Genomic DNA, 26930 nt, shown 5'->3' with positions numbered 1-26930 from the left:
AAGAACTGAACATGTCTCGCGCATACACAATACCTGATGACGCTTGGCGTCACCTGTACTCGGTCTACGGTTTCTTCATCGCCCTTGCCACGACGGTGCTCCTGGCAATATGTGTCTGGCCAGGGTTGATGTCGTTTGACAGCATTCTTGCCTATCGGCAATCCATCGAGGGCGTTGAGACGGCAATCTGGCCGCCAATGCACGACTATCTCTTCTACGTCTCCAGGATGCTGTCAGGCGGTCCCGGCGGCTTGTTTGTCGTGCAGTGTTTCGTCCTTTTCTATTCCGCAAGCGCCATCTGCGGCCACTTTGCCAGGTCCGGGCCCATGGCGGCTGCCATGGGCGTGGGACTGGTCGCACTGTTTTTCCTGTTTCCCACGCTGGCGGGAACGGTCATCGTGCTATGGAAGGACGTAGTGGTAGTCTCGTTCTCGTTGGCTGCCATCGCCACCTGGCTGAGCGGCGTTCGTCGCTTCCAATGGTGGAAGTTTTTCTGTGTATTTTTCTTCCTGATCATCGCGATCTCCCTGCGCTACAACGCATTGCCGCTGGTGCTGCCGTTCATGTTGCTGACGGTGATCAATCCCGCGGGGCGCGCCTCGGATACGCGGAAGCGAATAGGTGCCCTCGCGGGGGCCATGCTGGTGCTTAGCGTTTCCTATGCAACCACCCTCTGGCGGCTTCCCGACTTCAAGCGACTGCCCCCCGTCGGAAATCTGGTGGGAGTTATCAATCTCTGGGATTTGACAGGTGTATCCGCTTGCGAGAACTTGAATCTGCTGCCCGAGGGGCTGGAATCCGGTGAGCGTATTCCTGCTGCCGATTTCAAGCGTATCTTCGATTCTCGCCATCTCAACATCACTTTCACCAATCCGATATGGCAAGCGCATGTGCCGCGCTGGGGCGTCGATGCAAGCGCTATTCAGGCTCAATGGCGGACGGTCATCCGGGAACATCCATTGTGCTATCTCAAAATACGCAACGCGGTCTTTCTGGAGCAATTCGGCCTGCACCGGCATCAGGTGTTTTATCCCACCCACAGCGGCATAGACGGGAACAAATTCGGGCTGCAGCTCGCCTATCCGGCTCGTACTTCCGCCCTGGTCCAGGACATCGTCGCCTGGAGCAATAGCCCATTGCGGCGCATCTACTTGCTGCACGCCGTGGCGCTCGTGCTCGCGGTGATCGCGGTCTGGATCAACCGGTGGCGCTATGACCTGTTGTTCGCGCTGGGCCTGGGCATCATCGGATTCGTCGGCCTGCTTTACTTTGCCGCGCCAGCGGCCGACGCTCGATATGTGTTTCCCTCCGGTGTATTCTCAGCGCTGCTGGCGATCCTCGCGTTAGGGCGCATCACCATGTGGATACGTGCCAAGCGGCCGGTGCCCACGACGGAGGGTGAAAACTCAAGCCGGCGGCTATCGTAACCAGGGCGCGAGGGCCTGTACGATACGAGCCGTCGCGCCGGCATGACTGGCTGTCCAAGCCAACCCCATGCCGCGCATTCTGCAACGCATAGCGTCGTCGGCAAGCAGGGAAACCGCCAGGGATATCGCCTCTGCGGCATCAGTCACCTGCAACGCCGCGCCGCTCGCCACAGCGTCATGAGTCGCCTGGGCAAAGTTGTACATATGCGGACCAACGATCACGGCCGTCCCCGCAGCGCACGCCTCTATCAGGTTCTGCCCTCCCAGGGGCGCGAAACCGCCACCGATAATCGAAACGTCCGCCGCCGCATAATAGAAAGGCATCTCGCCTAACGTATCGCCCAGCAGAACACGGACGTTTGCCGGAGGGAGTTCCTTTCCCATTTGGCTATGCCGCCAATATTCCAGGCCGTGCTCCGACAAAAGAGCCGCAGCCGCGTCGAATCGTTGAGGATGCCGGGGAATGAGAAGATAAAAAGGCGCGTGCGGGCTATCCGGAGGCATGTCTCCCTGCGCCGCGATCAGCGCGGTGAAGACGGCATCCTCACCCTCACGGGTACTGGCGATGGCGATCACCGGACGGCCTAAGGCTTGTCGCCAATTCTGGCCGAACTCGAGTTGGTCGGAAGGCAACCTTATATCGAATTTCATGTTGCCTACCACCCGCACCTCGCGCGCTCCCACGCTCAACAAGCGTGCGGCATCATCCGTGGTCTGAGCCAGCGTCATTTCCAGAGAAGCATAGGCGCGTTGCAACGCGCTGCGCAGCCAGCGAGTCTGACTCAACGATGAGGCGGACAAACGCGCGCTGGCCAATACCATCGGCACATCGGCACGCCGTGCCTGATACAGCAAGTTGGGCCACACCTCCCGCTCCACTAACACGCCCACGACCGGGCGGTAGGTTCGGAAAAAGCGGCCCGTCGATCCAGGGAAATCGTACGGCAGCCAGGTTTGCCTCAATTGGCCAGTGGCGAGGGCCGCTGCGAACAAACGACCGCCTTCGGCCCGGCCCGTCGGCGTCGTATGCGTCAATAGCAGGCGCACGCCGGCATCTAGCAGGGCCTGGATCAAAGACTGTGCCGCGCGTGTCTCGCCAAGGCTCACCGCGTGTATCCAGACGCGGCCGACGTTATCCATTCCTTGAGACGGAGACTCGGCGCAACCAAACCGCGCCCGAGAAAATATTTCCCAACGCCCACTAGATCCCCGAGCACGCCAGGCCATCCACACCCACAGCGCGGGCGCTAGCAAGCGAAGAACGAGCGTGTATAGGGTTCTGCTCACATCAACCTCGAATATCGAAGGCAGCGCTGTTGAACATGCCATTCGCCGATGCCGAACCGCCGTGCGGCAGCAGTTCCCGGCTCAGGCAGCCAGCGCTTGCTCCACCGCCGCGAGCACGACCTCGCGCGAAGGCGGCGCGCCGCGATCGCCGAGACTTGCCGTGTAGGCATCCCCCACCAGCGGCGTGCGCACCGGAGTGGACGCGCGATAGATACCTATTGTCGGACGTCCTAGCGCGGCGGACAGATGCGTCAGCCCGCTATCCAATCCCACCATCAACCGCGATCCTGCCAATAAACGAGCGATGGAAGTAAGGTCCATGCGCCATACGACCTCCGCCCCATCCACGCCCGAAATCAATTGTCGCGCGCGTTCGGCTTCCTGATCGTTGCCGGCCAGCACGCGCAAGCGGCAGCCCTCTTGGGTCAGGCGACCAAGCACCGCGCGCCAGTCCGCCTCTGGCCACAGCTTGTCGGGGCGGCTGGCGCTCGGCATGATCACGGCATAGTCGGATCGGTCCGCCATGCCGAGGCTGCGTGCATGCCGCGCGAAAGCCTGCAGACCGAAGTCCGGCGCGCCACTGGGCGTATAACCAAAAGTCAGGCCTGCCAAGGCACGCTGGCGTATCACCGCCGGCTGCCAGAATTCCACCTTATGGCGCACGTCGTAGAACAGGGAAGCCAAAGGCTCGCGTGCCGATTTCCAGTCCAGGCCATGCTTTTCCCCATGCGTCTGTCGGACCAGCCACGCGGATTTCAGCAAGGCCTGCATGTCTAGCACGACGTCATAGCGCACAGAGCGCAAGCGTTCGTTGAGAGCACGTCTTTCCATCCGCACCTCACCCGACCACCATGCTTTGCGCCACCGCCGGTGGGCGACCTTGATGACTTCCCGGACGGCTGGGTGCCATCGCGGAATTTCAGCGAAAGACTCCTCGGCGACCCATTCGATAAGCGCGTCCGGAACGTGACGCGCTATGTCGGACATCGCCGGCAGCATGTGCACCAAGTCTCCCAAAGACGAAGTGCGCACAATAAGGATACGGGTCGTCATGTCTTAGTCGTCAAAGTTGACGCGCTCCAGTTCCACCACCAGCGGCATGTTACGCACCTGTGTGTGTATAGAGCCGATGTACTCACCGACAAAGCCAATGAAGAAAGCCTGCATGCCTCCGAAGAAGAACACGCCGATGAGGATAGGGGCAAGACCTATTTGGAAGGAGCTCCAGAATAGTAGCTTTGCGATCAGGAACAGCCCCGCGATCAGGAGGCTGACGAGAGCCAGCACGAATCCCCCTATCGCCATCAGCCGCAACGGCACCTTCGAGTGATTGGTGATTCCCAGCATGCCTATGTCATACAGGGTATAGAAATTGTTCTTCGTTACGCCGCGCTGGCGCCGAGGCTGGCGGAAAGGTACGGTTGCAATAGGAAAGCCGATCTCGCACAACAAGCCCCGGAAGTAAGGATAGGGATCCTTGATGCTGCGTAGAATTTCCACCACTTGCTTGTCGAACAGACCTGCGCCCGTAGCGTTAGGCACCAGTTTGACTTCCGATATGCGCGTGACAAGGCGATAATAGATCTTGCGCAACGCGAACATGAAAGAGTGCTCGTCGCTTTCCGGCTTGACCGCGAGCACGGTCTTGTAGCCCTGTTCCCACTTCTCCACGAACTCGGCGATCATCTCCGGCGGATCCTGCAGGTCCGACGCAATCAACACGCAAGCGTCGCCGCGCGACTGCAAGATCGCGTGATACGGAGAACGAATGTGTCCGAAGTTCCGAGCGTTGACGATGATCTTCAACCGCTTGTCACGAGCAGCAATTTCCTTAAGCTTGGCGACCGTCCCGTCAGTCGAGCAATTATCGATGCAAATATGCTCATAATCGTAAGCAGGTAGCGTCGCCATCACGGCCTTGATGCGCGCATAGAGTTCATCGATATTGGCCTCTTCGTTATAGCAAGGCGTTACGATGCTGATAAGCCTGCGACCCGAGCCTGATTCAAGCATTTTTATAAACCCACTGATTCATCAATACCCAGCTGGTCAGCACGCTGGGCGGAATACACAAAATTTGCGCGAGGAAGGGGCCAAGCGGCAGATAATGAATCAGCCCCTTGAGCAACAAGGCATTGACGGCATAGACAATTGCGTATGCGACGATAAAACGCACGAAGTTCGCCCAGCCGCCCCGCTGACGGAACACCAGGCGTCCGATGCTGAAATAGTTGAAGATGACGCCGCAAAGGGTGCCCAGCAGCAAGGCAATCAATGGCGATGCATGCAACAGGAGCAGTCCCGCATACACCAGATATCCGAATAGTGTGTTGAGCACACCAACGCCGAAAAAGCGCGCCAGTCTGGCGCGCCACGATGCACTCGGCCGCCTCTGCACGATCGTTTCTGCGCTCCTGGCCGGCGTCATCGCTGTTTCCCAAGTCGCCCGAGCACAGCTTGCGTCTCATGGACAATGCCGGACTCCGACGTCCAACGCGGCCGGTAGCCAAAATCCGCCGCGCGCCGGTAGGTCGAATAATAGTGGACCTTGGCCCCTGTCGCGTTCACCGTATTGACCGATGGTGTCACGATGTAGCGCAGTCCGAACTCGGACTTCATGAGTGCCAGCAGCGCCGGCTTGTCGATAGGGGCCTGGCTGTAGCAGTCCACGCCGCAGTTGGCTGGCGGAGCCGTCAGGATAGCATGCACTAATCGATGGAAATCCTCCGGCACGAGGAAGTCCCGTACAATGAAGTCGGACGCAGTCTGCATTTCGCTGCCATCCCGGATGGCGCGAAGCATATCCGAAATAAGGAAACGTCCCTGCAAGTCCTGGCTGCGGCTGAAATAGCTGAATACGCGCAAATCGACGATCGGTAACGGCGCCAGAGCCCGATGGCGGCATTCGGCCGCAAGTTTCGCCCACGCGTACCAATCCTGCGGCACGGGTGCATTGATCGTTGCAGTCGCGGGCGAGTCAGCCATCGCCGGCGACGCGAACCCGCCCCCGTATACGGCGCCGCTACTCAGAAACACGTACCGGCAATCAACCCGGTGACGCACATAATCCAGCGCCATCTGGTCATACTGCAGCGTCGTTTCGAATATCGACGCACCGAGTGCTTGCGCCTGCGCGGGGCTGCCAACGCCCACGAAATTCAGGACGGCATCATAGTCGGCATCTTGTCCGAATGTGGCGAAATCGCCCACGGCATGCGTTCGCAGTCCCATGTCCGTCAGCCATTTGCGCACCGCTTCAGGGCGGCGCGCATACAGCCACAAGTCCCACGCCTCGTCAGAGTCGCAGCAGGCAATGAAGTCGCGCGCGATCTGGCTAGTCGCGCCAAGAATGGCGATCTTCATTTCGTCGTCGTGGCCAGATAACGACGTATCTGTTCCGCGACCAAACCGCGCTCGAGGCCATGTTCCTTCAGCAGGTAATCGTAGGTACCGCAATGCGCGGAAAAGCGATCTGCGACGCCGATGCGCAGCACGCGCGCGGGAGCCCGTTCACTCGCGATCTCGGCGACTAGCGAACCCAGGCCGCCGTGCACCGAATGCTCCTCTAGCGTCACCACGACATCGCTGTGAGCGCAAACGGCTGCCACTTGATCGGCATCGACCGGTTTGATGAAGGGCACGCTCCAGACAGGCGCTTCGGGATACTCTTCGCGTGCTATTTCCATCGCCGTGCGGACCATGGACCCGGTCGCAACGAAGGAAATACGGTGATGCTCCGCCTTGGCGGACACCACGGGGAGGAGCCGGCCTATCTGACCGAGGTCAGTGCCGGACAATGCGCCGGGTGCCGCATGTACATCACCGCGGTCGGACTTGCCCATGCGCAGATAGACCGAGCGGCCGGAGCGATAAGCCAGCTCCATGCAGGCCGCCACTTCGTGGCGGTCCGCGGGAGAATAGACCGCGAGATCCGGGATCGCGCGGGTGCAGGCGATGTCCTCCGTGGACTGGTGGCTTGTGCCCAGATGGCTGTAGACAAAACCCGCTCCATCGCCAATGAAGACGACGGGCAATTGGTCGTGCGCAACGTCCAGCTTGATCTGTTCGACAACGCGGACGGGAATGAAGGCACTGAGGCCATAGACGAATGGGCGGAACCCCGCACGCGCCAACCCGGCGGCCATGCCCACCATGTTTTGCTCAGCGATGCCGGCGTTTATGTACTGATCGGGACATTCCTTGCGGAAGGCGTCAAACAGGGCATAACCATGATCGCCGGTCAACAGCAGGACGTTGGCATCCTCACGCGCCAGCCGCACCAGCGTGTCTGAAAATGCGGCTCTCATCTGGAACCTCCCACGGCTTCGATCGCCCGGGCATAGGTATCGGCATTCAAGCGCGTGTAATGCCAAACATTATTATGTTCCATGAACGGCACGCCCTTGCCTTTTACCGTGCGGGCAACAAGCGCCTTGGGGGCTGGCGATGGACTTTCCCACAGCCTGCGGATTGCCGCGTGGATAGCCGCCTCGTCGTGGCCGTCCACACTCATCGCCTCGAAGCCAAAACTGGCGAACTTGGCTTCGATGGAACCGAGATTCAGCACCTCGTCGGTCCTTCCCATGGCCTGGAAACCGTTTTCATCAATGATGGTCATGAAGTTGTTCAACTTGTGATGGGCCGCGAACAGCGCCCCCTCCCAGATCGGCCCTTCGTTGATCTCGCCATCCCCAACAACCACATACGTCTTCTGGTCCGTCTTGCGCAGCCTGGCGCCCAAGGCCATGCCAACGCCGACGGAAAATCCGTGGCCGAGCGAACCGGATGTCACTTCCAGGCCAGGCACGCGCGAGTCCGACAGTCCTTTGAGGTCGCTGCCATCCGAAAAATAGCCGCTGATGGCGGAGACATCCAGCCAACCCAGCTCGCGCATGCATGCGTACTGTGCCATCACGCCATGCCCCTTGCTTAGCACCAGATAGTCGCGGCCCGCGGCATTCGGGTCATTGTCCGGATAGCGCAGATGATGACGGTAAAGCACCGCCAACAGCTCGACGATGGAAAAGGCGCAGCCGATATGCACGGTCGAACCGGCATACGCCATGTCCAATACCGTGCGGCGCAATGACGCGGAATTGAAGCTAGGGGAGGATGGCAGACGGGTCATGGATCGCAAGCTCAGAAATCGACGCCCAGGAAGGTTTCGATACGCGATGCGGCGTACTCCAGCATGTCCTTGCTCAGCGAAGGCTGCACGCCGATCCAAAACGTATTGTTCATAACGTTGTCGGTGTTGGTCAGATCGCCGCTCACGCGGTAATGGGCACCGATCATCGACGGCTGGCGTATCAGATTACCGGCGAACAACAGGCGCGTACCGACTTTTTTCTCGTCCAGATAGTTGAGCAGCTCCAGGCGAGTGACCGGCGATTCGGGCTTCATGGTGATGGGAAAGCCGAACCACGAGGGGTCCGAGTGCTCGGTGGGCTGCGGCAAGTTGATGAACTCCTCGCAGTTGACGAGGCGCTCGCGCAGGAATGAGTAGTTGTCCTTGCGTGCCTGGATGAAAGCCGGCGCCTTGGCAAGTTGGGCCAAGCCACAAGCCGCCTGCATATCGGAAATCTTCAGGTTGTAGCCGATGTGGCTATAGGTGTATTTATGGTCATAACCTTCCGGAAGGTCACCCAACTTCCAGCAGAAGCGCTTGCCGCAGGTGTTGTCCTTGCCGGGAGCGCAATAGCAGTCCCGACCCCAATCTCGGAAGCTTTCGGCGATGGCCTTGAGTTCATCGCTATTGGTGAAAACTGCACCGCCTTCACCCATGGTGATGTGGTGGGCGGGGTAAAAACTGAGCGTGGCGATATCACCGAAGGTGCCACACATCTGGCCTCGGTAAGTCGAGCCGAGGGCATCGCAACAGTCTTCCACCAGCCAAAGGTTGTACTTCTTGCAAATCGCGGTGACCGCATCCAGATTGAATGGGTTGCCCAAGGAGTGGGCCAGCATGATCGCCTTGGTCTTGGGGCTGATGGCTGCCTCGATCTTGCTGGCGTCGATATTGTGGGTCAGCGGATCGACGTCGACGAAGACGGGCACGGCACCGAACTGGAGGATCGGATTGACGGTAGTCGGAAACCCGGCTGCCACACCGATGACTTCGTCGCCCTTGCGGATGGCCCGGTCGCCCAGCTTAGGCGAGGTAAGCGTGCTGAATGCCACCAGATTGGCCGACGAACCTGAATTCACCGTGATCAAATGCTTCACGCCGATGAAAGCGGCCAACTTGCGTTCAAATTCGGCATTGAAACGGCCGGTGGTCAACCAGCCATCCAGCGACGCCTCGACCATGTACTGCAACTCGGTCGCGTCAAGCAGTTTGCCGGACGGGGGCACCGTGGTCGCGCCGGGCAGGAAAGGCTGCGGGCGCAAAGAAATTGCGGCATATTCGGCCACAAGATCGTGAATCTGTTTGCGCAGGGCGTCGGCTTTGTCGTTTTGCATGGAGGTTCGGTATTTAATAAAAGATGTTATTCAGTTGGCGTTAGTGTAGACGACACTGCCACAGCGACGAAGAGGCAGCTTCACCCCTGCGTCGCTGTCGCCTGATAGGCCTGGATCTGCGCCAGCGTCACTTGCCGCATGTCCGCGCCGCTCATCCGCGCGCGGGACCATTCGATAATCCTCTGCAGTGCGGTTTCCAGTCGCAGAGCGGGATACCAGCCCAACTGTGTCATGGCCTTGGTGATATCGAGCCTCAGAAAATGCGCTTCATGGGGATGCTGGCCGTTATCCACTTCCCAGCGTGCCCCTGCTCCCCACAGCTTGCCCATGCGCTCGACGATCCAACCCACCGGCCGTGCATCATCGGCATGCGGACCGAAATTCCAGGCACCTCCAAATTCAGGACCGGCTTCCACCAGACGTTCCGCGAGCATCAGGTAGCCACGCAGCGGCTCCAATACATGCTGCCAGGGACGAATCGCCCCCGGGTTGCGGATGTGCACTGCCTGCCCCGCCTCGAAGGCGGCCAGGATGTCCGGAATGAGCCTATCCTTGGCCCAGTCGCCGCCGCCGATCACGTTGCCCGCTCGGACCGTCGCCACCGCCACGCCGTGACGTGCGTAATCGGCGGGGTTGAAAAAGGAAGAACGATAGGCAGCGCTTACTAGTTCCGCGCAGCCCTTGCTGTTGCTATAGGGATCGTAGCCGCCCATAGGCTCGTTTTCGCGGTAGCCCCAGATCCATTCACGATTCTCGTAGCACTTGTCAGTAGTAATGTTCACCACCGCCCGCACCCCGCCGACACGACGGACCGCCTCGAGCAAATGAACCGTACCCATGACATTGGTCGCATACGTTTCGACCGGTTCATCATACGAGTAGCGCACCAATGGTTGCGCGGCCATGTGAATAACCACGTCCGGTTTGCATTCGGCCATGACGCGATGCAGCGCATCGGCGTTGCGGATATCGGCCACATGGTGGCATAGCCCCCGGGCGACGTCGGCAATGTCGAAAAGGTTGGGATGGGTCGGGGGCGCTAGCGCGAAACCGGTCACGTCAGCGCCCAGGGATTGCAGCCATAACGCCATCCAGCTGCCTTTGAAACCCGTGTGCCCGGTGAGGAACACGCGTCGCCCATTCCAGAACTCGGGATTCACGACCACACCTTCCACGGGGCTGCTCCGCCTTGCCAAAGTTCTTCCAGATGCGTCTTGTCGCGCAACGTGTCCATGGGCTGCCAGAAACCCGAATGTGGATAAGCGGCGAGTTGCCCGGCCTCGGCGAGACGCTCCAGAGGTTCACGTTCCCATATCGTCGGGTCGCCGTCGATGAGGTCCAGCACATCCGGGGAAAGGACGAAAAAGCCGCCATTGATCATGGCGCCATCCCCTTGCGGTTTCTCCTTGAAACTATTGACCTTGCCGTCCGTGATTTCGAGCGCGCCGAATCGGCCGGGCGGTATTGTGGCAGTCAGTGTTGCCTTGACGTTCTGCGCCTTGTGGAAGGCGATGAGCGCGGTAATGTCCACATTTCCGACGCCGTCACCGTAGGTCATGCAAAAAGCTTCGTCGTTGCGTACATAGTCGGCCACGCGTCTCAGGCGCCCACCGGTCATGGTGCTATCGCCCGTGTCCACCAGAGTCACCTTCCAAGGTTCGGCGTAACGCTGATGCACATGCATGCTGTTCTTCTCCATGTCGAACGTTACGTCGGACATATGAAGGAAGTAGTTGGCGAAATACTCCTTGATTACATAGCCCTTGTAGCCGCAGCACACGATGAATTCGTTGATTCCATGCGCGGAATAGATCTTCATGATGTGCCAGAGGATAGGTTTGCCGCCGATCTCCACCATGGGCTTGGGGCGGACCGAGGTTTCTTCGCTAATGCGGGTTCCGAGCCCCCCCGCAAGAATCACTGCTTTCATTTGAATTTACTTATCAGAAAGTTAGAGGATCTACTGCGCTATCCCAGCCCTGCTCCGCCATCCGAGCAGGAGCACCAATATTGGAACACTTCCCAGGATCAGGGTGGGATAGACGTACCTCACCTCACCGGTTCCCGTCATGGCGAAGAACGGCACGATGTACATTATCGCCGCGCAGAATGCCACCCCTCCAAGCGCCCTGAGATGTCCTGGTATTGTACGCAAACCTAGCATGATCGCGGTACATCCGATAGATAACAAAAGATAAGGCCAGGGCTTGCCCAACGTCACCGTCGAAGCGTTCTCGATATATGTCAGAACCTGTCCGGTAATCGCGCGATCGGTAAATTTCATTCCTAAGTTGTTATCGTCTATTTTCCCGTAATGCGTAGGCTCGAACGTCGGAGTGGGTTTTGCGCCTATTATTTCTTCAAACAAATCGCGACGATAGCGAAGATAAGCTGCCGGATATCGAAGGATGGCGTCAATCCACGCATGAGCGATGTCATTATTTGAATATCCAGGGGCGGCGAGTTTAACGGGATTCCCCAGCGCCTCGTTCGCTGCCTGGATATGCAAGGCGCCAAGGGAATTGTAGATACGACTGATATCGGTGATGGTCGCCTTGGGAAACAGCGGATCGCTTGCGGGAGCGACCGGCACCAGCGGAGTACCGGACCACTTGGAAATTCCTACCAGGTCGTAATTCATGATGCCGTATGCGAGGTCATTGCCGGCGAGTTTCTGAAACCGTGGAAAAGAGTATCCATTGACAACCTTGTTGCATGCCGCCATGGCAGCGAGCGCAAGCAGGAAAATTGCCACCTGTTTCAACCGGCTTCGCCCGGAATAGAACGACAGCACCCAGTACACGGCGATGACCGCCGTGGCCGTTACGGCATTGAATCGTACCAACGACGCCACGATGAGAAGCAGCATGCTGCACCACTTCGCCGCCGGCGCCCGGGGGGAACTTGGATGTCGTCGCGCCCAATAGATGAGCACCAGAGCCATAAGCATGGGCGCTGTGGTGGTGACGTCTTTCCAGACGACCAGCATAGGCCCGACAACGACCGGCATGCTCAAAATCAGCGCCATCACCATCACGGCAAACCACCACGGCGCGGCAAGAAATCTCAATATGATTGCCAGACCGAGAAAAATTAGAAAATTCTGGACCACGAGCATCACCGTCGGGCCGTGCCCCGTGATGTCCGACAACCGCATCAGGTAGACAGGCATTGCCGGATAAATTCCGCCATATACATGCGACCGCGCCTCTTCGAGCATGCGCAGACTGTCGTAAGACATGAATCCCGGGTAACACACGAGGAGCACGGCCATGGTAAATATGACCGCGATCCATGCAGGCGCATACCTGTCCACGAAGTCAGGGATGGACCTGAAACTCATCGGATTCGCAGGAAAGGGGGCGGAAGGAACCACATGCGATCAGCGTCCGGCCGTTTTTTTGCGCATTTCCGCAAGACGCAGCCGACATTTTTCGTACTCCTCGCTCTGCAACAGCTTCGCGCGACTTTCGACATCCAATATTGCCAGCGTATGCGCACGATCGGCACTATGCATGTAGTCCCCGACATAGATATGCGGACTTGACAGAGCCTCCCAGTCAGCATTATCCGCGGTGAATATCTGCATCGTCATTAGATAATCCTCCATATACTTCTGATCAGCGTAATAGACGATGTCCTGGACATCGAGTTTATCCATATCCAGCAGGAAACTATGGATCGGCGCGTGGTTGTCGAGACGGAAATCGTCGTAGCTGCGCCCATATTCATAGGTACGGCGTCGCTCGGTTATTGTTTGCAGTCGGGAATCGTAGATCGCGACAAAGACCCGGCCAAACGCCACTGCCTTACCCGTCTTCAGCAGCCGGTCGATAAGACTGGCATAGGCGCCCGGAAACATAAGATCATCGTAGTCCAGGAAAGCGGCATAACCACCGCAAACAGACTTCAACGCTTCGTTCATCATTACCGATCGCATGTCGCCGGTTCCGCCCGGCGAATCGAAATAGCGGACAACAGGCGTGCAGTCCGCATGCCAGGGATACGACGCCAAGAGCGCCTCTAGCTGTGCCTTACGCACGTCGCTGAAGTCCTGGGCCGTCACCAGTGGCCGCACATGGCAGCCCTTCTGAGCCAGCAGTGTCAGCAGGGCGTTCTCGAGCAGTCGCAATTCGCCATTTGCGTGGATGCGAATGATCGTCGTGACAACGGGCATGTCCCGATAATGGTGCGGGTCGGCATGGGCGACGACGCAACGCGCGGCCGGACAGAGCTTGAAAACCTTGAAATCGCCCTGGTTGACCCGGGGATACAAAGCGAATGCCGCGCCATACGTCGCCGACCGATCAACACTCGCATTTTCGGCCACGGACAGCAGCTTACCGCCACCATCGTAAGTGTTGGCTATCACGACCGCGGTCTTGTACGCCACCCCCATGCGCACCATCATTTCCAGTGCGTCGGGGGTGAAGAAACTCACACAACCGATCACGATCTTGTAGGACGCCGTATCGCCCGATTCCACGAGAGGCAGCCCTGGATCGACCTCGCGCATCAATTGCGCGTAGCGCGGTTGCGTGAAACGCACGAGGCATTTGCGGAAAAGCGTCGAATTGGCGAGGCACCGCAAGAAGCGAGCGCACAGCGTGTCGTCGATCAACAGGCTGTCGGCGGCAGAGCTGGCCATCTCGATCTCGACCAGCGTGTTCGCCAACGCCGCATCCTCCGCGTACAGAAGCGAATCATAGGGCTGATATGACAGCGCACGACCTATCGAATTTAAATAGGCGTAACCGTGCTTGGTGTCGGGCTCGAGGTGTGCCCCTTCGGCCCACTCGTTCCAGGCATTCACCAGGATAAAGTGGCGGTCGCCAGGCAGATGCGCCATCGCCTGGTCGACCAGAACCTGCATCCATTGCTGGAATTTCCGTGGGGAGCTGTCATGGACGACATAAGCCTCCGAGCCATAACGGGCCGTGTTGTCCCAGATCGGCACAGCATTGCGGAACCAGGTAAAAGGACGCTCCGGATTTTCTCCGATATAAACGTTGGCCACATCCTCGTAACGCAGGACGCTGCCATTGAAATCATCATAGAAAGACAGTTGCGCCGAGATGTCGGGAGCCGCGCCGCCTGTCCAGTCATGCAACACGCGCTCGGTGCCAGCATCCATGCCGAAGTCGCGCGGGTCCGTGGCGCCTCGGGTCAGTACCGCAACCACATAGGGCGCGCGCAGTCCATGGCGCTGGCACGTCTTTGCCCAGGCTTCGACGTACATATCAGGGTCGGGAATCGAAGACGCACGATAGACGAACAGCACCGGCCGACCCTCAACCGTTATATATCGGCTGTCACGGAAGAAGGGAATGAGGTACTCGATGAACGCGACCGCATCCTCGGCTGAATAATTCTGACCGAGCAGGATTTCCTTCTCGTTGCCGTCCCAGCGGCGGGTCCAGTTCTCGTTGGCCCAGCAGAAGCAGAATGGCATGTCGACCTGAGTATTCTCCAGCAGCATACGCGCTGGCTTTTCCAGGATCAGACGCCCTCCGAACCAATAGTGATAGAAGATCTGGCCATGAACGCCTGCCTTCTTCATCATGTCGGCCTGCTTTTGCAGCGTCATGGGCGAATCGAGCAGGTAGTAACCAAGATCGGGATGAGGAATGTGCTGCTGGTAGTGCTCAAGAAACAGAGGGTTGGCCGCGCGGACCTTGGTCCACTCGGTAAAGCCCTGACCATGCCATTCATCATTTTCCGGCGTCGGATGAAACTGCGGCAGGTAATAGGACAAAACCCTGGGAGCATCTGCCGGGATAATGGCGGAAAAATCCTGCTGCTCTTCGTAGTAAGGGTATTCGTCCGTGACGTCACGCTTGTGCAACCGCACACAAGCGCCGTCGAAGCGCGTGGTCATGATCAGAATCATGCGCTCGAGCGCGTGGGCAACCGTGCCATCGGGGGCGATGGGCTCTTCCGGAAAATCCTCGACTTTCAAGGGCAGGGAAAGAAAATCCGCAATGCATTCGCCCCGTGCCCAGAACATCATGCCCTGGGGAAATTCGATGCTCGGAAAGTCCTCTATATGGTATGGGGTATAGCGCCGCAGCAGGCGACCGGCCATGACGTAGTTATCGGCCCAGCCCGTGTGGTCCATCGCGATCGACAGACTGCCTTCCGGATAAACAACCTTGGCGCCGCCCTTGAGCAGGTTGACGATCTGAACCACCGTGCGGCTGTCGCCACCCGGCGAGCCATAAAGAAGCTCCAGGATGTTCGAGAGCCAATTTGCGAGCAAGGCGGCGTGCGGGCTTTTCTTGGTATGAAGATGCGCCACGACGTCGTATTGTTTGAGCCGCTCTCCGAACGTGATGATAAACGGCGCCACATCTCGTCCGCGATTGAGCACGCGCTCTGCGACGATTTTGCGCGCCTTGGGAAGCTCCGCGCCGATTATGGCGGCCAGCGCGTCGGGGTCGGCACTCTCCCGCACCGACACGTATAGGTCGAACTCGTAGGGAATATTCTGCAAGTGCCCGAGCACCTGATCGAGCAGATCGTCGTGGTACAGATGCAGGTGTATGCCTATCGTTGGGGCGTGGCGCAGGTCCTCATCGATGACCTCATAGAAAGGATTCAGGTAATAAGGGCGGAAATTCACCGCCGAACGCTGTCGGCCACTGGCCATGATCACGTCGCCGTCCGGCCGCACGGCGGCGCGCGCGGCCGCGCGTGCGCGGCCACGAATTCCCGCGATACCTTCGTCACGCAATATGGCGGCAACCTTACTCAGGGCAGGCGCAAGTCCGCCCTGCCGTGCAATCGCCGCGCGAGCGACCTGCATGCCGGTCGATACACGACGCGACGAGGACATCAGCGAGCGCATCGGGGCGGTCAGCCGCCAGCTGGTCGAGTTACGAGTATCGTCGAGGGCCTTCGATAGCGCCTCCAGTTGGCGCTCCTGCTCATTGACCATTTCGTTCACCGTGGACAACTGGACGTCACGGCGCTTCAGCTCGATAAGAAGCTGCTGAATTTCTTCAGCCCGATCGCGTGACTTCTGGCGTACGGTGTTCAACTCGTCGAGGTGCCCGCGCAATTCGGCGATTAGCGCAGCCTGCTGCTCGGTCTCGGACCGCAGTTGCGTCACCTCGGTCTCGACGTGGCAAAGACGTAGACGGCTGTCTTCTTCATACGCAGCGAGTCGTAACAATGGAGCGATTTCGCGCAGGCGCGTACGACAGCCCTCGACAGCCTGCCTCACCGCAGGCGCATCCAGGTCGATTTCACGTTGCGCGACACGCAACAGCTGGACATACAGTTCGACAACGAAAGCAGGACAGTCCGCGTCGGCCGTCAACGTCGACGGGTCATACTGAGTGTGTCGCAGCCCTGTGTCCAGGAACTGCTGAGCGTATTGTTCGAGTCCCGGCTTGTCCATGGACAGTCCCAGCACTCCGGCGACATACGCGAGCTCCGCTTCGGGCCGGGCCAACAGCAGATCGTAGTCAACCAGCACGCGCGGCCGGCGGATCACCTGCTCGTCCGCCAATACTGATACCAGATGTTCCGCCCACAAGTAATAGCATTTCACTGGCGCAAAGCCATCGCGCTTCATCAAGGAATCGCGAACGCTTTGCGGATGACGCAACGAATAAACGTATCGCGGCTCCACGCCGCAACGTTGGAAAACGATATTCCAGAAAAATTGCAGCTTTCCAAGGCGAGGATCCTTCATGCCGAAATACTCGGCACGACCCAGCTTGGCGTTAAGCATGACGACGCCACGGTCGACAAAGCCTCCCTCTACCAGGCGCTGGAGCGCATCGTCCGGCAAGGGCGCCAAGGAATGCCAACTGCTGCCCAATGAGTAAAGAATCTCCTCGTTGAACGAGACAATATCGCTGTCTTCCCAGAAGCCCTTGTCATTGATTCCTGCGACGCGAGGCATCAGGCTGTCGCCTAGGTCCACGCCGAACACCTGCAGGCCGCGTGTCAATGCGCTGGTACCGCTGCGGTGCATACCCAGCACCGCGATCAGGTTTCTACTCATTTGAAGCCTGCTCGTTGATCAGGTGAAATGTGGGTTCGAAATCGACGATGCCATTTGCCACTGAATTCTGTACCGGCTGCACACGGAACATGGCGGCGTCGACAATACGGTGGAGATAGGTATCCGTCCCATTTACAATACCCATGATGCCGGCATTGAAGAAGTAGGTACCGGGATTGAGAACGCAACGGAACTCGATGCGGACCTCTACGAGATCTTCCGGTGCAAAATCGAGGCCAGCCTGCCCAGCGGCCGTGCCCGACGCGCCCCCCAGTTCCACGCCAGTAATTGTCTTGATCAGCATGCCGAAGCGGACGCGCTCCGTCGCAACGGAAAACGCCGCTTGGTAGCAGTATTGGTAGACCTCGCCCCTGACCAAGTTGTTTACGCGATTGCCTGCCGCTGTTCTCACGTGCGGATCGGATATTTCCACGCCTTGCGGCTCATAAATCACGGTGCTGGTAGGCACCAGGGACGGGTCGAGGAATGCCTGCGACTCGCTGGACACCGTCTTCTCGGGCGCGGGGAGATCGCTTTTCACTCCATCACGCCCGGTTTTTGTTTGCAGCGTTCCCGCTTTAATGGCGGCTCGCACCTCGGCACGAGCATCTTCCGACGCGTATAGCAGCTTCTGGTATAGGGCGACGATATGCTTGGGCGTTCCGACGGCCAACTTCTCGCCCTTATCCATCAGGATGGCGCGATCACATAATTCCACAACGGTGCCTCCCGAATGGGAGACAAACAATATGGTGGCACCGGTCTTCTTTATCGCTTCGATACGCGCAAAGCACTTCCGCTGGAAGAGTTCGTCACCGACCGACAACGCTTCGTCGACGACAAGTATTTCCGGATCCGCATTGATGGCCACTGCAAAGGCCAAGCGCACTACCATGCCGCTCGAATATGTCTTGACGGGTTGTTCGACAAAATCGCCAATATCAGCGAAGGCAATGATGTCTTCGTAGCGCGCGTCCACTTCCTTGGCGCTCATTCCCAGCAAGGCTCCATTCATATAGACATTTTCGCGCCCAGTGAACTCCGGATTGAAACCGGAGCCCAGTTCCAGGAGCGCGGCAATACGGCCGCGGGTCGACAGGCTACCGCTAGTGGGATTCAACGTGCCGCAAATGATCTGTAGCAATGTGGATTTGCCGCTGCCGTTGCGCCCAACAATGCCCACAGTCTCTCCCTTCCGAATCTCGAAAGAGACATCGCTGAGCGCCCAGAATTCGCTGAAATAGTGCTTTGCGGGCCGCCCGACCATGCGGTGCAAGCGCGGCATGATCAGTTGTTTCAGCCTTTCGTTCGGTTTGTGGTAGACGTGATAGCACTTGCTGATGTTATTCGCGCGAATCGCTATTTCAGATGACATCCGCAAATCCCTTACGCGTTTTCTGGAACCATGCGAAACCCAGCCATGCAACCAATAAGGAGCAGCCCAGATAGATACCGAGGAACCGCAGGTCGGGCATGCGGCCCCAGAACATTACTTCCCGGGCCTGCTCGATCGTACCCGCCAGTGGATTGGCCAGGAGAATGGTGCGATACTTCTCGGGCAAGGCAGTAATAGGGTAGAAAATCGGCGACATGAACATCAGCACCGACGTCACGATGCCGATGAAATGCGAGACATCGCGCAGAAAAACACCCAGTGAAGCGAGCGCCCAGCAAACCCCCATTGTCATGAGCAACATGGGCGCAAGTACGATGGGTAAAAGCAATACTGTCAGATGTGGGGCGCCATAAACGATCGAATAGACAAGTAACCAAACCGCAATACTGATGCAAGCGTGGAACAAGGCGGATCCGAGGGCGGCCCATGGCAGGATCTCGAGTGGGAAAATGACCTTCTTCACATAGTTCGCGTTCGATACGATCAAGGTCGGCGCCCGATTCAGGCATTCCGCGAACAGATTGAATACGATAAGACCGGCGAACAGCAAAAGCGCGAAATCGGTCTTCGATTCTGCACCATCATGCCAACGGGCCTTGAACACCACGCTGAACACGAAGGTGTAGATCACCAACATGAAGAGAGGATTGAAGAATGACCAGAGGATCCCCATGATCGACCCGCGATAACGGCCGATAACTTCCCGCTTTACCAAGGTCGAGATCAGTGACCGGTTTCGCCTTAAGCTTGCGGCCATTTCCCGCGGCGTAGGTTTGAATTCCTGCATTCGAAAAATTTTCTCTGGATCTGCCCGTTCGCGCTGTATACGGGCGATAAGCCAACCCGGCCTGCGCCAAACTCAGGCTAACTGCGTAGTTTAGCATTCGGGCCTATTGCAAAGCGTCCCTTCATGTAAGAAACCGCTGGGGAGCCGGCCGGCCCGCACCTGCGTTCACGCCAGCAGGCGAGCCGCCGTCGCTGCCGCCTGGCCCCGCAGCTCCGGCACGGCAGTCGTCTCCCACAAGATCCCTTTCATCGGCGGTCCCAGGGTATACAGGCGGGATGACAAACGTCCGTCGCGGTCGCGCAAGGCGCCGCTGGCATCTACGGTTATGCCGAAGCCTGTCGGGTCACAAGCCGTCACCCCCCGCTCCAGGAGGTTCTGGACCAGTTCACTGCCTAGTTTGCGGAAATTGCACTCGGCCCCGGTGCAGTTGACCACCGACTGAACAGCGATCGTCCGACCTCCCACGCGCGTCCGCAGCGTCACAACGAGACGGCCGTCCTCTTCCACGATACCCTGCACCCTCCCCTGGTGAGCGTGTACCCGACCGGCGCCGATCAATGCGTGGAATTGCCCGATCAACGCCGGCGCGCTGCGATGGCGGCGATTTTCCCAATATGGCCGTACATGGCGGATAAACCGCAATCGGTCAGCCAGCGACCACCCCTGCCAGACCACGGAATTAAGGGGACGCATAGCGTCGACCACCGCACGCCAATTGCCCTCGTTCTCTTCGACCAGTCTCCTGACCCCTCGCGTCAACGCCCGCAGGCTGACGCCCGGGTGCAGACTGCCCGTATCGATCGGCTGGACGGCGGGTCGGTGCGCCTGCGGCATCAGGCCCCGGCGGGAAACCACTTGAATCTGCCCTCGGTAGTTACGCGCATGCATGCTCGTGACAAGGTCCAGCATCGTCAGCCCGGACCCGATCATCAGGCACGATTGGCTCTGCAATAAGGCGGGGAGCGCCTGTTCATGCCAGGGATTGGCGAAGTACCCCCGATGCCCCGCGGTCTCCGGCGGATCGCCAGGCGGGAAGTTGCCCAAAGCCAGCGCCACACGCTCCGCGTGATACCGCGCGCCGGAGCGGCAAAGCAAGGTCAAGACCTGTTCATCCTCGCGAACGTCGATCACCTCGTCCTCCACAAAGGTGACTTGGTGGCGACCTTGGTGTGTAGCCACAGCATCCATCAGCAAGCTATGTATATAGCTGCCATACAGCCGCCGCTGCAGAAAATCTCCAGGTTCGGCCATCGGCAATCCGCCATGGCGTCTGACCCAGTCGAGGAAATGGTCCGATTGGTCTGGCAGCGCACTCATTTTCCCGGCGGGCACATTGAGAAGGTGGCAATCGTCCGTCGTGCCATAGGCCAGCCCCTTGCCAAGGCGCACGCCTTTCTGCTCGAAGAGGACGATCTGCAAGGGGCTCGTGGCTTGGCGCAACAACTGGACGACCATCAATGATCCGCTGAACCCGCCGCCGACGATACCAATACGGCGCGCCGGAGCGCAGTTACGAATGTCGGGCATGATCACTTTCCTCATCCCAGCGGGCGTGCCGCCAGCAGGCGCACGATCTCGGCGACCATCTCGTCGAGCGGTTGTTCGGCTGCGCGCAGACGCAGCGTCGGCGTCTCCGGAGCCTCGTACGGCGAATCGATGCCGGTAAAATTCTTGAGCTGGCCGGCGCGCGCCTTCTTGTAAAGGCCCTTGGGATCGCGCTGCTCCGCCACTGCCAGAGGCGTATCGACGTAGACCTCCATGAATTCGCCCGCCGCGAACAGGTCGCGTGCCATACGACGTTCTTCACGGAAAGGAGATATGAAGGCGGTGATCACCACCAGGCCAGCATCGACCATGAGTTTGGCGACCTCCGCCACTCGTCGGATATTCTCGACCCGATCAGCGTCCGTGAAACCGAGGTCCTTGTTGAGGCCGTGCCGCACATTGTCGCCATCAAGGATGTAGGTGTGATAACCCTGCGCGTGCAAGTGCTGCTCGAGGCGGTTCGCAATCGTTGATTTCCCCGAGCCGGACAAGCCCGTCAGCCACACCACGCCCGGCGCCTGCCCTTTAATACGGGCGCGTTCTCGCTTGTCGATGTCGATATGCTGGACATGGATATTGCTGGAACGCCGCAGCGCGAAGTGCAGCATGCCGGCCGCTACCGTGGCATAAGTTATCCGGTCGATAAGGATAAACCCGCCCATATCCCGGTTGACGGTGTAGGGATCGAACACGACGGGCCTGTCCGTCTGCAGATTGCAAATACCGATGCCGTTTAAGGGCAAGGTTTTGGCCGCAAGGCGTTCCAGCGAATTGACGTTTACCTGGTACTTGATGTCGGTGACACTAGCGTTTACGGACTGCGCGCCGAGCTTCATCAAGTACTGCCGACCGCGCAACAAGGGCGCATCTGCCATCCAGACAATGTGGGCTTCGAACTGGTCGGCGACCTCTGCCGGCGCGTCGGCTTTCACGAGTACATCGCCGCGCGACACATCGACCTCCCGGTCCAGAACCAGGGTAACAGCCTGGTTGGCGACCGCATGTTCGAGATCACATTCGTAACCCACGATATGGGCAATGGCAGCTTCCCGCCCCGACGGCAGCACGCGCACAGCATCTCCCACGGCAATGCGACCGGACACCACAGTGCCCGCATAGCCCCGGAAATCCTGATTGGGCCGGTTGACCCATTGCACCGGCAAGCGGAAGGCGCCGTCGTCGGCTTGCTGCTGAACGGGCACATTCTCCAGATAATCGATGAGCGTCGGGCCTTGGTGCCAAGGCATCGCGTCGCTCGCCTGCATGATGTTGTCACCACGCAGCGCGGATACCGGGATCGCGGTCACGGACTCCAGGCCCACTTCCTTTGCGAAACTCCTGTACTCGGCCTCTATCTTGCGGAACACCGCCTCGTCATAATCGACCAGGTCCATCTTGTTCACCGCCAGCGCCACATTGCGGATGCCCAACAGCGAGACGAGAAAACTATGCCGGCGGGTTTGCGTGAGCAGGCCCGCCCGCGCATCGACGAGAATCACTGCCACGTCCGCTGTGGACGCGCCCGTCACCATATTGCGGGTGTATTGCTCGTGGCCGGGCGTGTCGGCGACAATGAACTCGCGTTTCTCGGTGGAAAAAAACCGATAGGCCACGTCGATGGTGATGCCTTGTTCGCGCTCCGCGGCCAGGCCGTCGACCAGCAATGCGAAGTCCAGTTGCCCGTTCTGCGTGCCGTATTTACGCGACTCACTCGCTAATGCCGTCAGTTGATCGTCGAATAGCTGCTTGGCTTCGTAAAGCAGGCGCCCGATCAGCGTGCTCTTGCCATCATCCACGCTGCCACAGGTGATGAACCGCAGCAAGGTCTTGCGGGCGTGCGCTTCCAGATACTGCGCGATGTCGGAACCAGGATCGTAGCGCATCAGAAATATCCCTCCTGCTTTTTCTTCTCCATGGAGCCGGCGCCATCGAAGTCAATGACCCGCCCTTGCCGCTCGGAGGTAGTTGCGACCAGCATTTCCTTGATGATGTCGGTCAACGTAGTTGCGTCGGACTCTACGGCCGCGGTGAGCGGATAGCAGCCCAGGGTGCGAAACCGCACTTGGCGCATTTCGGGCCGCTCACCTTCGCGCAGCGGCATGCGATCGTCGTCGACCATGAAAAGCATGCCGTCCCGTTCGACTACCGGACGCTGGGCGGCGAAATACAGGGGCACGATGGGAATGTTTTCGCGATGGATGTAGAGCCATATGTCCAACTCCGTCCAGTTAGACAAAGGAAAGACCCGCAGCGTTTCGCCCGCGCGCTTGCGTCCGTTATAGAGGCGCCAGAGTTCGGGACGCTGGTTCTTCGGATCCCAACGGTGGCCGGCGGAGCGGAAGGAAAAAATCCGTTCCTTCGCACGCGCCTTTTCCTCGTCGCGGCGCGCCCCACCGAAAGCTGCGTCGAAACCGTACTTGTCCAAAGCCTGCTTCAGGCCTTGAGTTTTCATGATGTCGGTGTGAACAGCCGATCCGTGCGTGAACGGATTTACGTCCTGGGCCACTCCTTCCGGATTGATGTGCGTGATCAGCCTCGCACCGATGTCCTTCGTCCGTTGGTCGCGAAACTTGTACATCTCCCGGAACTTCCAGCGCGTGTCGACATGCAGCAATGGAAACGGCAACGGCGCGGGATAGAAGGCCTTCAGCGCCAGATGCAGCATCACCGACGAATCTTTTCCTATCGAATACAGCATGACCGGGTTCTCGGCTTCGGCTACCACCTCCCGCATGATATGGATGCTCTCCGCTTCCAGTCGATCCAGGTGAGTCAACGCGCCTTCGATACCGGGGCGCAGGATGCGTTCGGTCGAAATAATGCTGGTGCCCTTGCCTTCATCTTTGCCCGCGGGAACATCTGGCTCCAATCGCGGCGCGACCCATTCGATACGGTGACTGTTCGAGAGGCCCTCGATGGGCGCTCCCTGTGGGAGGATCAGCCACGTCTTGTGAGCCACGGTGCGCTGCAAACGCTGTGCGAAGCCGTCCCACTCCTGCGCCTGCGTAGCCCCGGCTTCGGCATCGTCGGCAGCGCCCGCCCAATACAGGGCGCCGCGCCGGTTGCGCGCGATGAGCAACACACCCGCCTCCGACTTCCACCGCGCCAACCAGTAGATGTCGCCGCCCTCCGCACGCCGGCGCTGATTAAGACGCGCATAGTCTGTCGCCAACCAGCGTTGAATGGCGGCGTCGTCGTCCTGCTTGAATGCCGCCAAGGGATCCGGCCACGACCAGCGGGCCAGATAACGGTCAACCGTGCGGTCGCTCAGCGTCCGATCGAGACGCTGTTCCAGCAGGCCGTGCAAGCTGGCGGTCTGCCATACCTGGCCGGCCAGGCCATGTTCCTCCGGTGAAGAATGCAGCATGGCGGCCAGCAGGTCATCCACATCTTCCTCGGTTAGCGCCCGTCCGGCACCCACGGCCCTGCCTCGCCGCAAAACGTCCACGCCTTCCCAACCGCCGCGCTCATAAGCCTTGTGAGCCGCGATAATAGTAGGGGCGGACAGCCCGGTGCTGGCGCGAATCTCATGCAACATGCGGCCTTGCAGGCGCAGCCGTACGGCCGCACGGCGGCGTTGATTGAGTTCCTGCATGTTTAGGTGTTTTCCGGTCATGGGCTGCGCTCCCTGGAGACATGAACGATTTAAACATTAACTGACTTGCACAGTCAAATTCCCGACCGGAAAAACGAGATTCTTCTTAAAACTTTTAAAGTCATGAACAATTACAACGCCCCGTCGCTCCTAGATGCGCTCACCGAACTGATGCTGACCGCAGGACGCGAGGTGCTCGATGTATATGCGTCCGCGGACTGCGAAACGGTGACCAAGGTGGACGGCAGCCCACAGACCCTCGCGGATCGCCGGGCCGAGAAAATACTGATTGAGGGATTGGGACGCCTGACGCCCGATATCCCAATCATTGCGGAGGAGGCCTATGAGGCCGGCGCCAACGCCGTCCAGGACTGGTTTTGGCTGGTCGACCCCCTGGATGGAACGCGGGAATTCATTAGCCGCAACGGACAGTTCACGGTCAACGCCGGACTCATCTACAAAGGCCAGCCCATACTGGGCGCCGTTTACGCCCCTGCCCTGAAAACCCTCTATACAGGCGCTCTCGGACACGGGGCGTTTGTCCGTCGTCCGAACGAATACCGGGCACTGCAATGCCGTGTCCACCCCCACGATGGTCTGACCGTGGTGGGCAGCCGGTCGCATAACGACGCAGTGGCGATGAAGCGCTTTCTTGTCGATTATTGCGTCAAGCAATTCGTATCGACAGGTTCCTCACTGAAATTCTGCTTGGTGGCGGAAGGCAGTGCGGATCTTTATCCGCGCCTTGGCCGGACGATGGAATGGGACACGGCTGCGGGCCATGCTGTCCTGCTTGCCGCCGGCGGCGAGGTCCTGACCCTGGACCAACAGCCGCTGGGCTATGGCAAGGCCGGCTACGAAAATCCCCATTTCTACGCCCGTGCAATGCGCGAACGGGCTAAATAGTCCGAGCCGGGCCAGCGCGGAGGAGTGAGGGGATGCAGTCCTCCGCCACGCCCCGCTATCAGGCAAAGACTTCCGCCTCGCGAAATTTGACGCCTTGTCTGTCCTTGGCCGACAGCTGAACCTGCTCCCCCTGCAATTGGTCCAGCGGCCATTCGATAGCCAGGTCGGGATCGTCCCAGGCAATGGAGCGCTCGGCCTGGGGCAGATAGTAATCCGTCGTCTTATAGAGAAAATCCGCGGACTCCGACAAGACCAGAAATCCGTGCGCGAAACCTTCGGGCACCCAGAACATCCGCTTGTTCTCCGCGCTGAGGAGCACGCCCACGGACTTTCCGAACGTGGGCGAGGACTTGCGAATATCGACGGCGACATCGTAGACCGTCCCGTGGACCGCTCTCACCAGCTTCCCCTGCGTCTGCTCCATCTGGTAGTGCAGGCCGCGCAGCACACCTCGCACGGAACGGGAATGGTTGTCCTGTACAAAGCTAACCTTGCGACCGACGGCCTCGTCGAACAGCCGGCTATTGAAACTTTCAAAGAAGAACCCGCGCTCGTCACCGAATACACGCGGTTCGATGATCAGCACATCCGGGATGTCGGTGGCTATGACGTTCACGTACGCACCTCATTCTTCAAAAGACGCATCAGGTATTGCCCATAGGTGCTCTTGGCGAGTGGCTCCGCCAGCTTTTGCAACTGGCCGGCGTCGATAAATCCGTGCCGATATGCGATTTCTTCCGGGCATGCCACTTTCAGGCCTTGGCGATGCTCGATGGTCTCGATGAAGTTGCTGGCTTCGATCAAGCTTTCGTGCGTTCCCGTATCGAGCCAGGCATAGCCGCGGCCGAGGATTTCTACATTCAACTGGTTGCGTTCGAGATAAACGCGGTTCGCATCGGTGATTTCCAGCTCGCCTCGCGCCGACGGCTTCAGCGACGCTGCGATGTCGATGATTTGCGAATCATAGAAATACAGGCCAGTTACCGCATAGCTCGACCTGGGTTGCGTCGGTTTCTCTTCCAGGGAGGTCGCACGCCCCGAACTATCGAAATCCACCACACCGTAGCGCTCCGGATCATGCACGTGATAGGCGAAGACTGTCGCCCCTTCACTACGATTGGACGCGGTATCGAGCTGCACATGCAGATCGTGGCCATAGAAGATGTTATCGCCCAGCACGAGCGCCGACGGCGCGCCATCCAGGAAGTCCTTGCCGATGATGAAAGCCTGCGCCAGGCCATCCGGACTCGGCTGGACGGCATATTCAAGGTTCATGCCCCAGTCGCTGCCGTCCCCCAGCAGTTGCTGGAAGCGCGGCGTATCCTGCGGTGTCGAGATGATCAGGATGTCACGTAGGCCCGCCAGCATCAGCGTGGCAAGCGGGTAATAAATCATCGGTTTGTCGTAGATCGGCAATAACTGCTTCGACACTGCCTTCGTCACCGGATACAGGCGGGTACCCGATCCGCCGGCCAAGATGATGCCTTTACGCTTTTTTTGTTGGGTCATGG

The 26930-nt window shown here is 59.0% G+C and carries 21 protein-coding genes and 1 pseudogene; 2 read left to right on the top strand and 20 right to left on the bottom strand.

From position 1 onward, the window contains the following. Window positions 1-11 precede the first annotated feature (11 nt). Window positions 12-1427, top strand: coding sequence for a hypothetical protein (locus C7R54_RS17950; protein ID WP_129151793.1), 1416 nt, complete (start codon window positions 12-14; stop codon window positions 1425-1427). On the opposite strand, the gene C7R54_RS17945 is transcribed toward C7R54_RS17950, so the two are convergent. From C7R54_RS17945 to C7R54_RS29535, 18 genes and pseudogenes are all read right to left on the bottom strand, one after another. Beyond that, window positions 1419-2714, bottom strand: a complete 1296-nt coding sequence (locus C7R54_RS17945) for a 3-deoxy-D-manno-octulosonic acid transferase (protein WP_129151792.1) — start codon at window positions 2712-2714, stop codon at window positions 1419-1421. The genes C7R54_RS17950 and C7R54_RS17945 overlap by 9 nt on opposite strands. 81 nt (window positions 2715-2795) lie before the next feature. Then, window positions 2796-3767 carry a lipopolysaccharide heptosyltransferase I gene (gene waaC, locus C7R54_RS17940; protein ID WP_129151791.1) on the bottom strand — a complete coding sequence of 324 codons (972 nt, stop codon included), beginning with the start codon at window positions 3765-3767 and terminating at the stop codon, window positions 2796-2798. A 3-nt stretch (window positions 3768-3770) separates the two neighbouring features. Further along, window positions 3771-4727 (bottom strand): glycosyltransferase family 2 protein, encoded by a 957-nt coding sequence (locus tag C7R54_RS17935; RefSeq protein ID WP_129151790.1) that lies wholly within the window; start codon window positions 4725-4727, stop codon window positions 3771-3773. Then, window positions 4720-5142: a GtrA family protein gene (locus tag C7R54_RS17930; protein WP_129151789.1), complete on the bottom strand. Its 423-nt coding sequence runs from the start codon at window positions 5140-5142 to the stop codon at window positions 4720-4722. The genes C7R54_RS17935 and C7R54_RS17930 overlap by 8 nt, the downstream gene beginning before the upstream one ends. Continuing rightward, complete coding sequence (locus C7R54_RS17925) at window positions 5139-6077, bottom strand: NAD-dependent epimerase/dehydratase family protein (protein ID WP_129151788.1); 939 nt, start codon at window positions 6075-6077, stop codon at window positions 5139-5141. Before C7R54_RS17925 ends, C7R54_RS17930 begins: the two co-directional genes overlap by 4 nt. Next, window positions 6074-7021 carry a transketolase family protein gene (locus tag C7R54_RS17920; RefSeq protein WP_129151787.1) on the bottom strand — a complete coding sequence of 316 codons (948 nt, stop codon included), beginning with the start codon at window positions 7019-7021 and terminating at the stop codon, window positions 6074-6076. Before C7R54_RS17920 ends, C7R54_RS17925 begins: the two co-directional genes overlap by 4 nt. Continuing rightward, window positions 7018-7842 (bottom strand): transketolase, encoded by an 825-nt coding sequence (locus C7R54_RS17915; RefSeq protein ID WP_129151786.1) that lies wholly within the window; start codon window positions 7840-7842, stop codon window positions 7018-7020. The genes C7R54_RS17920 and C7R54_RS17915 overlap by 4 nt, the downstream gene beginning before the upstream one ends. An 11-nt stretch (window positions 7843-7853) precedes the next feature. Beyond that, window positions 7854-9176, bottom strand: coding sequence for a lipopolysaccharide biosynthesis protein RfbH (gene rfbH / locus C7R54_RS17910; protein ID WP_129151785.1), 1323 nt, complete (start codon window positions 9174-9176; stop codon window positions 7854-7856). Window positions 9177-9256: 80 nt separating this feature from the next. Continuing rightward, window positions 9257-10351, bottom strand: coding sequence for a CDP-glucose 4,6-dehydratase (gene rfbG, locus C7R54_RS17905; protein WP_240039588.1), 1095 nt, complete (start codon window positions 10349-10351; stop codon window positions 9257-9259). After that, complete coding sequence (gene rfbF, locus C7R54_RS17900; RefSeq protein WP_129151784.1) at window positions 10333-11106, bottom strand: glucose-1-phosphate cytidylyltransferase; 774 nt, start codon at window positions 11104-11106, stop codon at window positions 10333-10335. The genes rfbG and rfbF overlap by 19 nt, the downstream gene beginning before the upstream one ends. 30 nt (window positions 11107-11136) lie before the next feature. Further along, window positions 11137-12417 carry a hypothetical protein gene (locus tag C7R54_RS17895; protein WP_129151783.1) on the bottom strand — a complete coding sequence of 427 codons (1281 nt, stop codon included), beginning with the start codon at window positions 12415-12417 and terminating at the stop codon, window positions 11137-11139. 141 nt (window positions 12418-12558) lie between these two features. Then, window positions 12559-17190, bottom strand: a complete 4632-nt coding sequence (locus C7R54_RS17890) for a glycoside hydrolase family 99-like domain-containing protein (protein WP_129151782.1) — start codon at window positions 17188-17190, stop codon at window positions 12559-12561. Next, complete coding sequence (locus tag C7R54_RS17885; protein WP_129151781.1) at window positions 17183-18565, bottom strand: ABC transporter ATP-binding protein; 1383 nt, start codon at window positions 18563-18565, stop codon at window positions 17183-17185. Before C7R54_RS17885 ends, C7R54_RS17890 begins: the two co-directional genes overlap by 8 nt. After that, window positions 18555-19373, bottom strand: coding sequence for an ABC transporter permease (locus C7R54_RS17880; RefSeq protein WP_129151780.1), 819 nt, complete (start codon window positions 19371-19373; stop codon window positions 18555-18557). Before C7R54_RS17880 ends, C7R54_RS17885 begins: the two co-directional genes overlap by 11 nt. Before the next feature lie 165 nt (window positions 19374-19538). Then, window positions 19539-20900, bottom strand: coding sequence for an FAD/NAD(P)-binding protein (locus tag C7R54_RS17875; protein WP_158021237.1), 1362 nt, complete (start codon window positions 20898-20900; stop codon window positions 19539-19541). A gap of 11 nt (window positions 20901-20911) precedes the next feature. Beyond that, the gene (gene cysN / locus C7R54_RS17870; RefSeq protein WP_129151778.1) at window positions 20912-22801 is read right to left on the bottom strand and encodes a sulfate adenylyltransferase subunit CysN; all 1890 of its coding nucleotides are present in this window, start codon (window positions 22799-22801) and stop codon (window positions 20912-20914) included. Then, window positions 22801-23652: a sulfate adenylyltransferase subunit CysD gene (cysD, locus tag C7R54_RS29275; protein WP_240039604.1), complete on the bottom strand. Its 852-nt coding sequence runs from the start codon at window positions 23650-23652 to the stop codon at window positions 22801-22803. The genes cysN and cysD overlap by 1 nt, the downstream gene beginning before the upstream one ends. A gap of 444 nt (window positions 23653-24096) precedes the next feature. Next, a pseudogene (locus C7R54_RS29535) lies at window positions 24097-24285 on the bottom strand (helix-turn-helix domain-containing protein); the annotation flags it as partial. 351 nt (window positions 24286-24636) lie between these two features. Here C7R54_RS29535 and cysQ point away from each other — a divergent pair. After that, entirely contained in the window at window positions 24637-25419 is a 783-nt protein-coding gene (gene cysQ / locus C7R54_RS17860; protein WP_129152031.1) for a 3'(2'),5'-bisphosphate nucleotidase CysQ, read from the top strand. Window positions 25420-25477: 58 nt separating this feature from the next. Here cysQ and rfbC read toward each other — a convergent pair whose 3' ends face one another. Next, window positions 25478-26035 carry a dTDP-4-dehydrorhamnose 3,5-epimerase gene (gene rfbC, locus C7R54_RS17855; protein WP_129151777.1) on the bottom strand — a complete coding sequence of 186 codons (558 nt, stop codon included), beginning with the start codon at window positions 26033-26035 and terminating at the stop codon, window positions 25478-25480. Then, entirely contained in the window at window positions 26032-26928 is an 897-nt protein-coding gene (rfbA, locus tag C7R54_RS17850; protein WP_129151776.1) for a glucose-1-phosphate thymidylyltransferase RfbA, read from the bottom strand. Before rfbA ends, rfbC begins: the two co-directional genes overlap by 4 nt. Between the last annotated feature and the right edge of the window lie 2 nt (window positions 26929-26930).

This window comes from Achromobacter aloeverae, from assembly GCF_004121055.1.
GTDB lineage: Bacteria > Pseudomonadota > Gammaproteobacteria > Burkholderiales > Burkholderiaceae_B > Bordetella_C > Bordetella_C aloeverae.
This window is presented reverse-complemented; position numbering and strand designations above follow the sequence as displayed.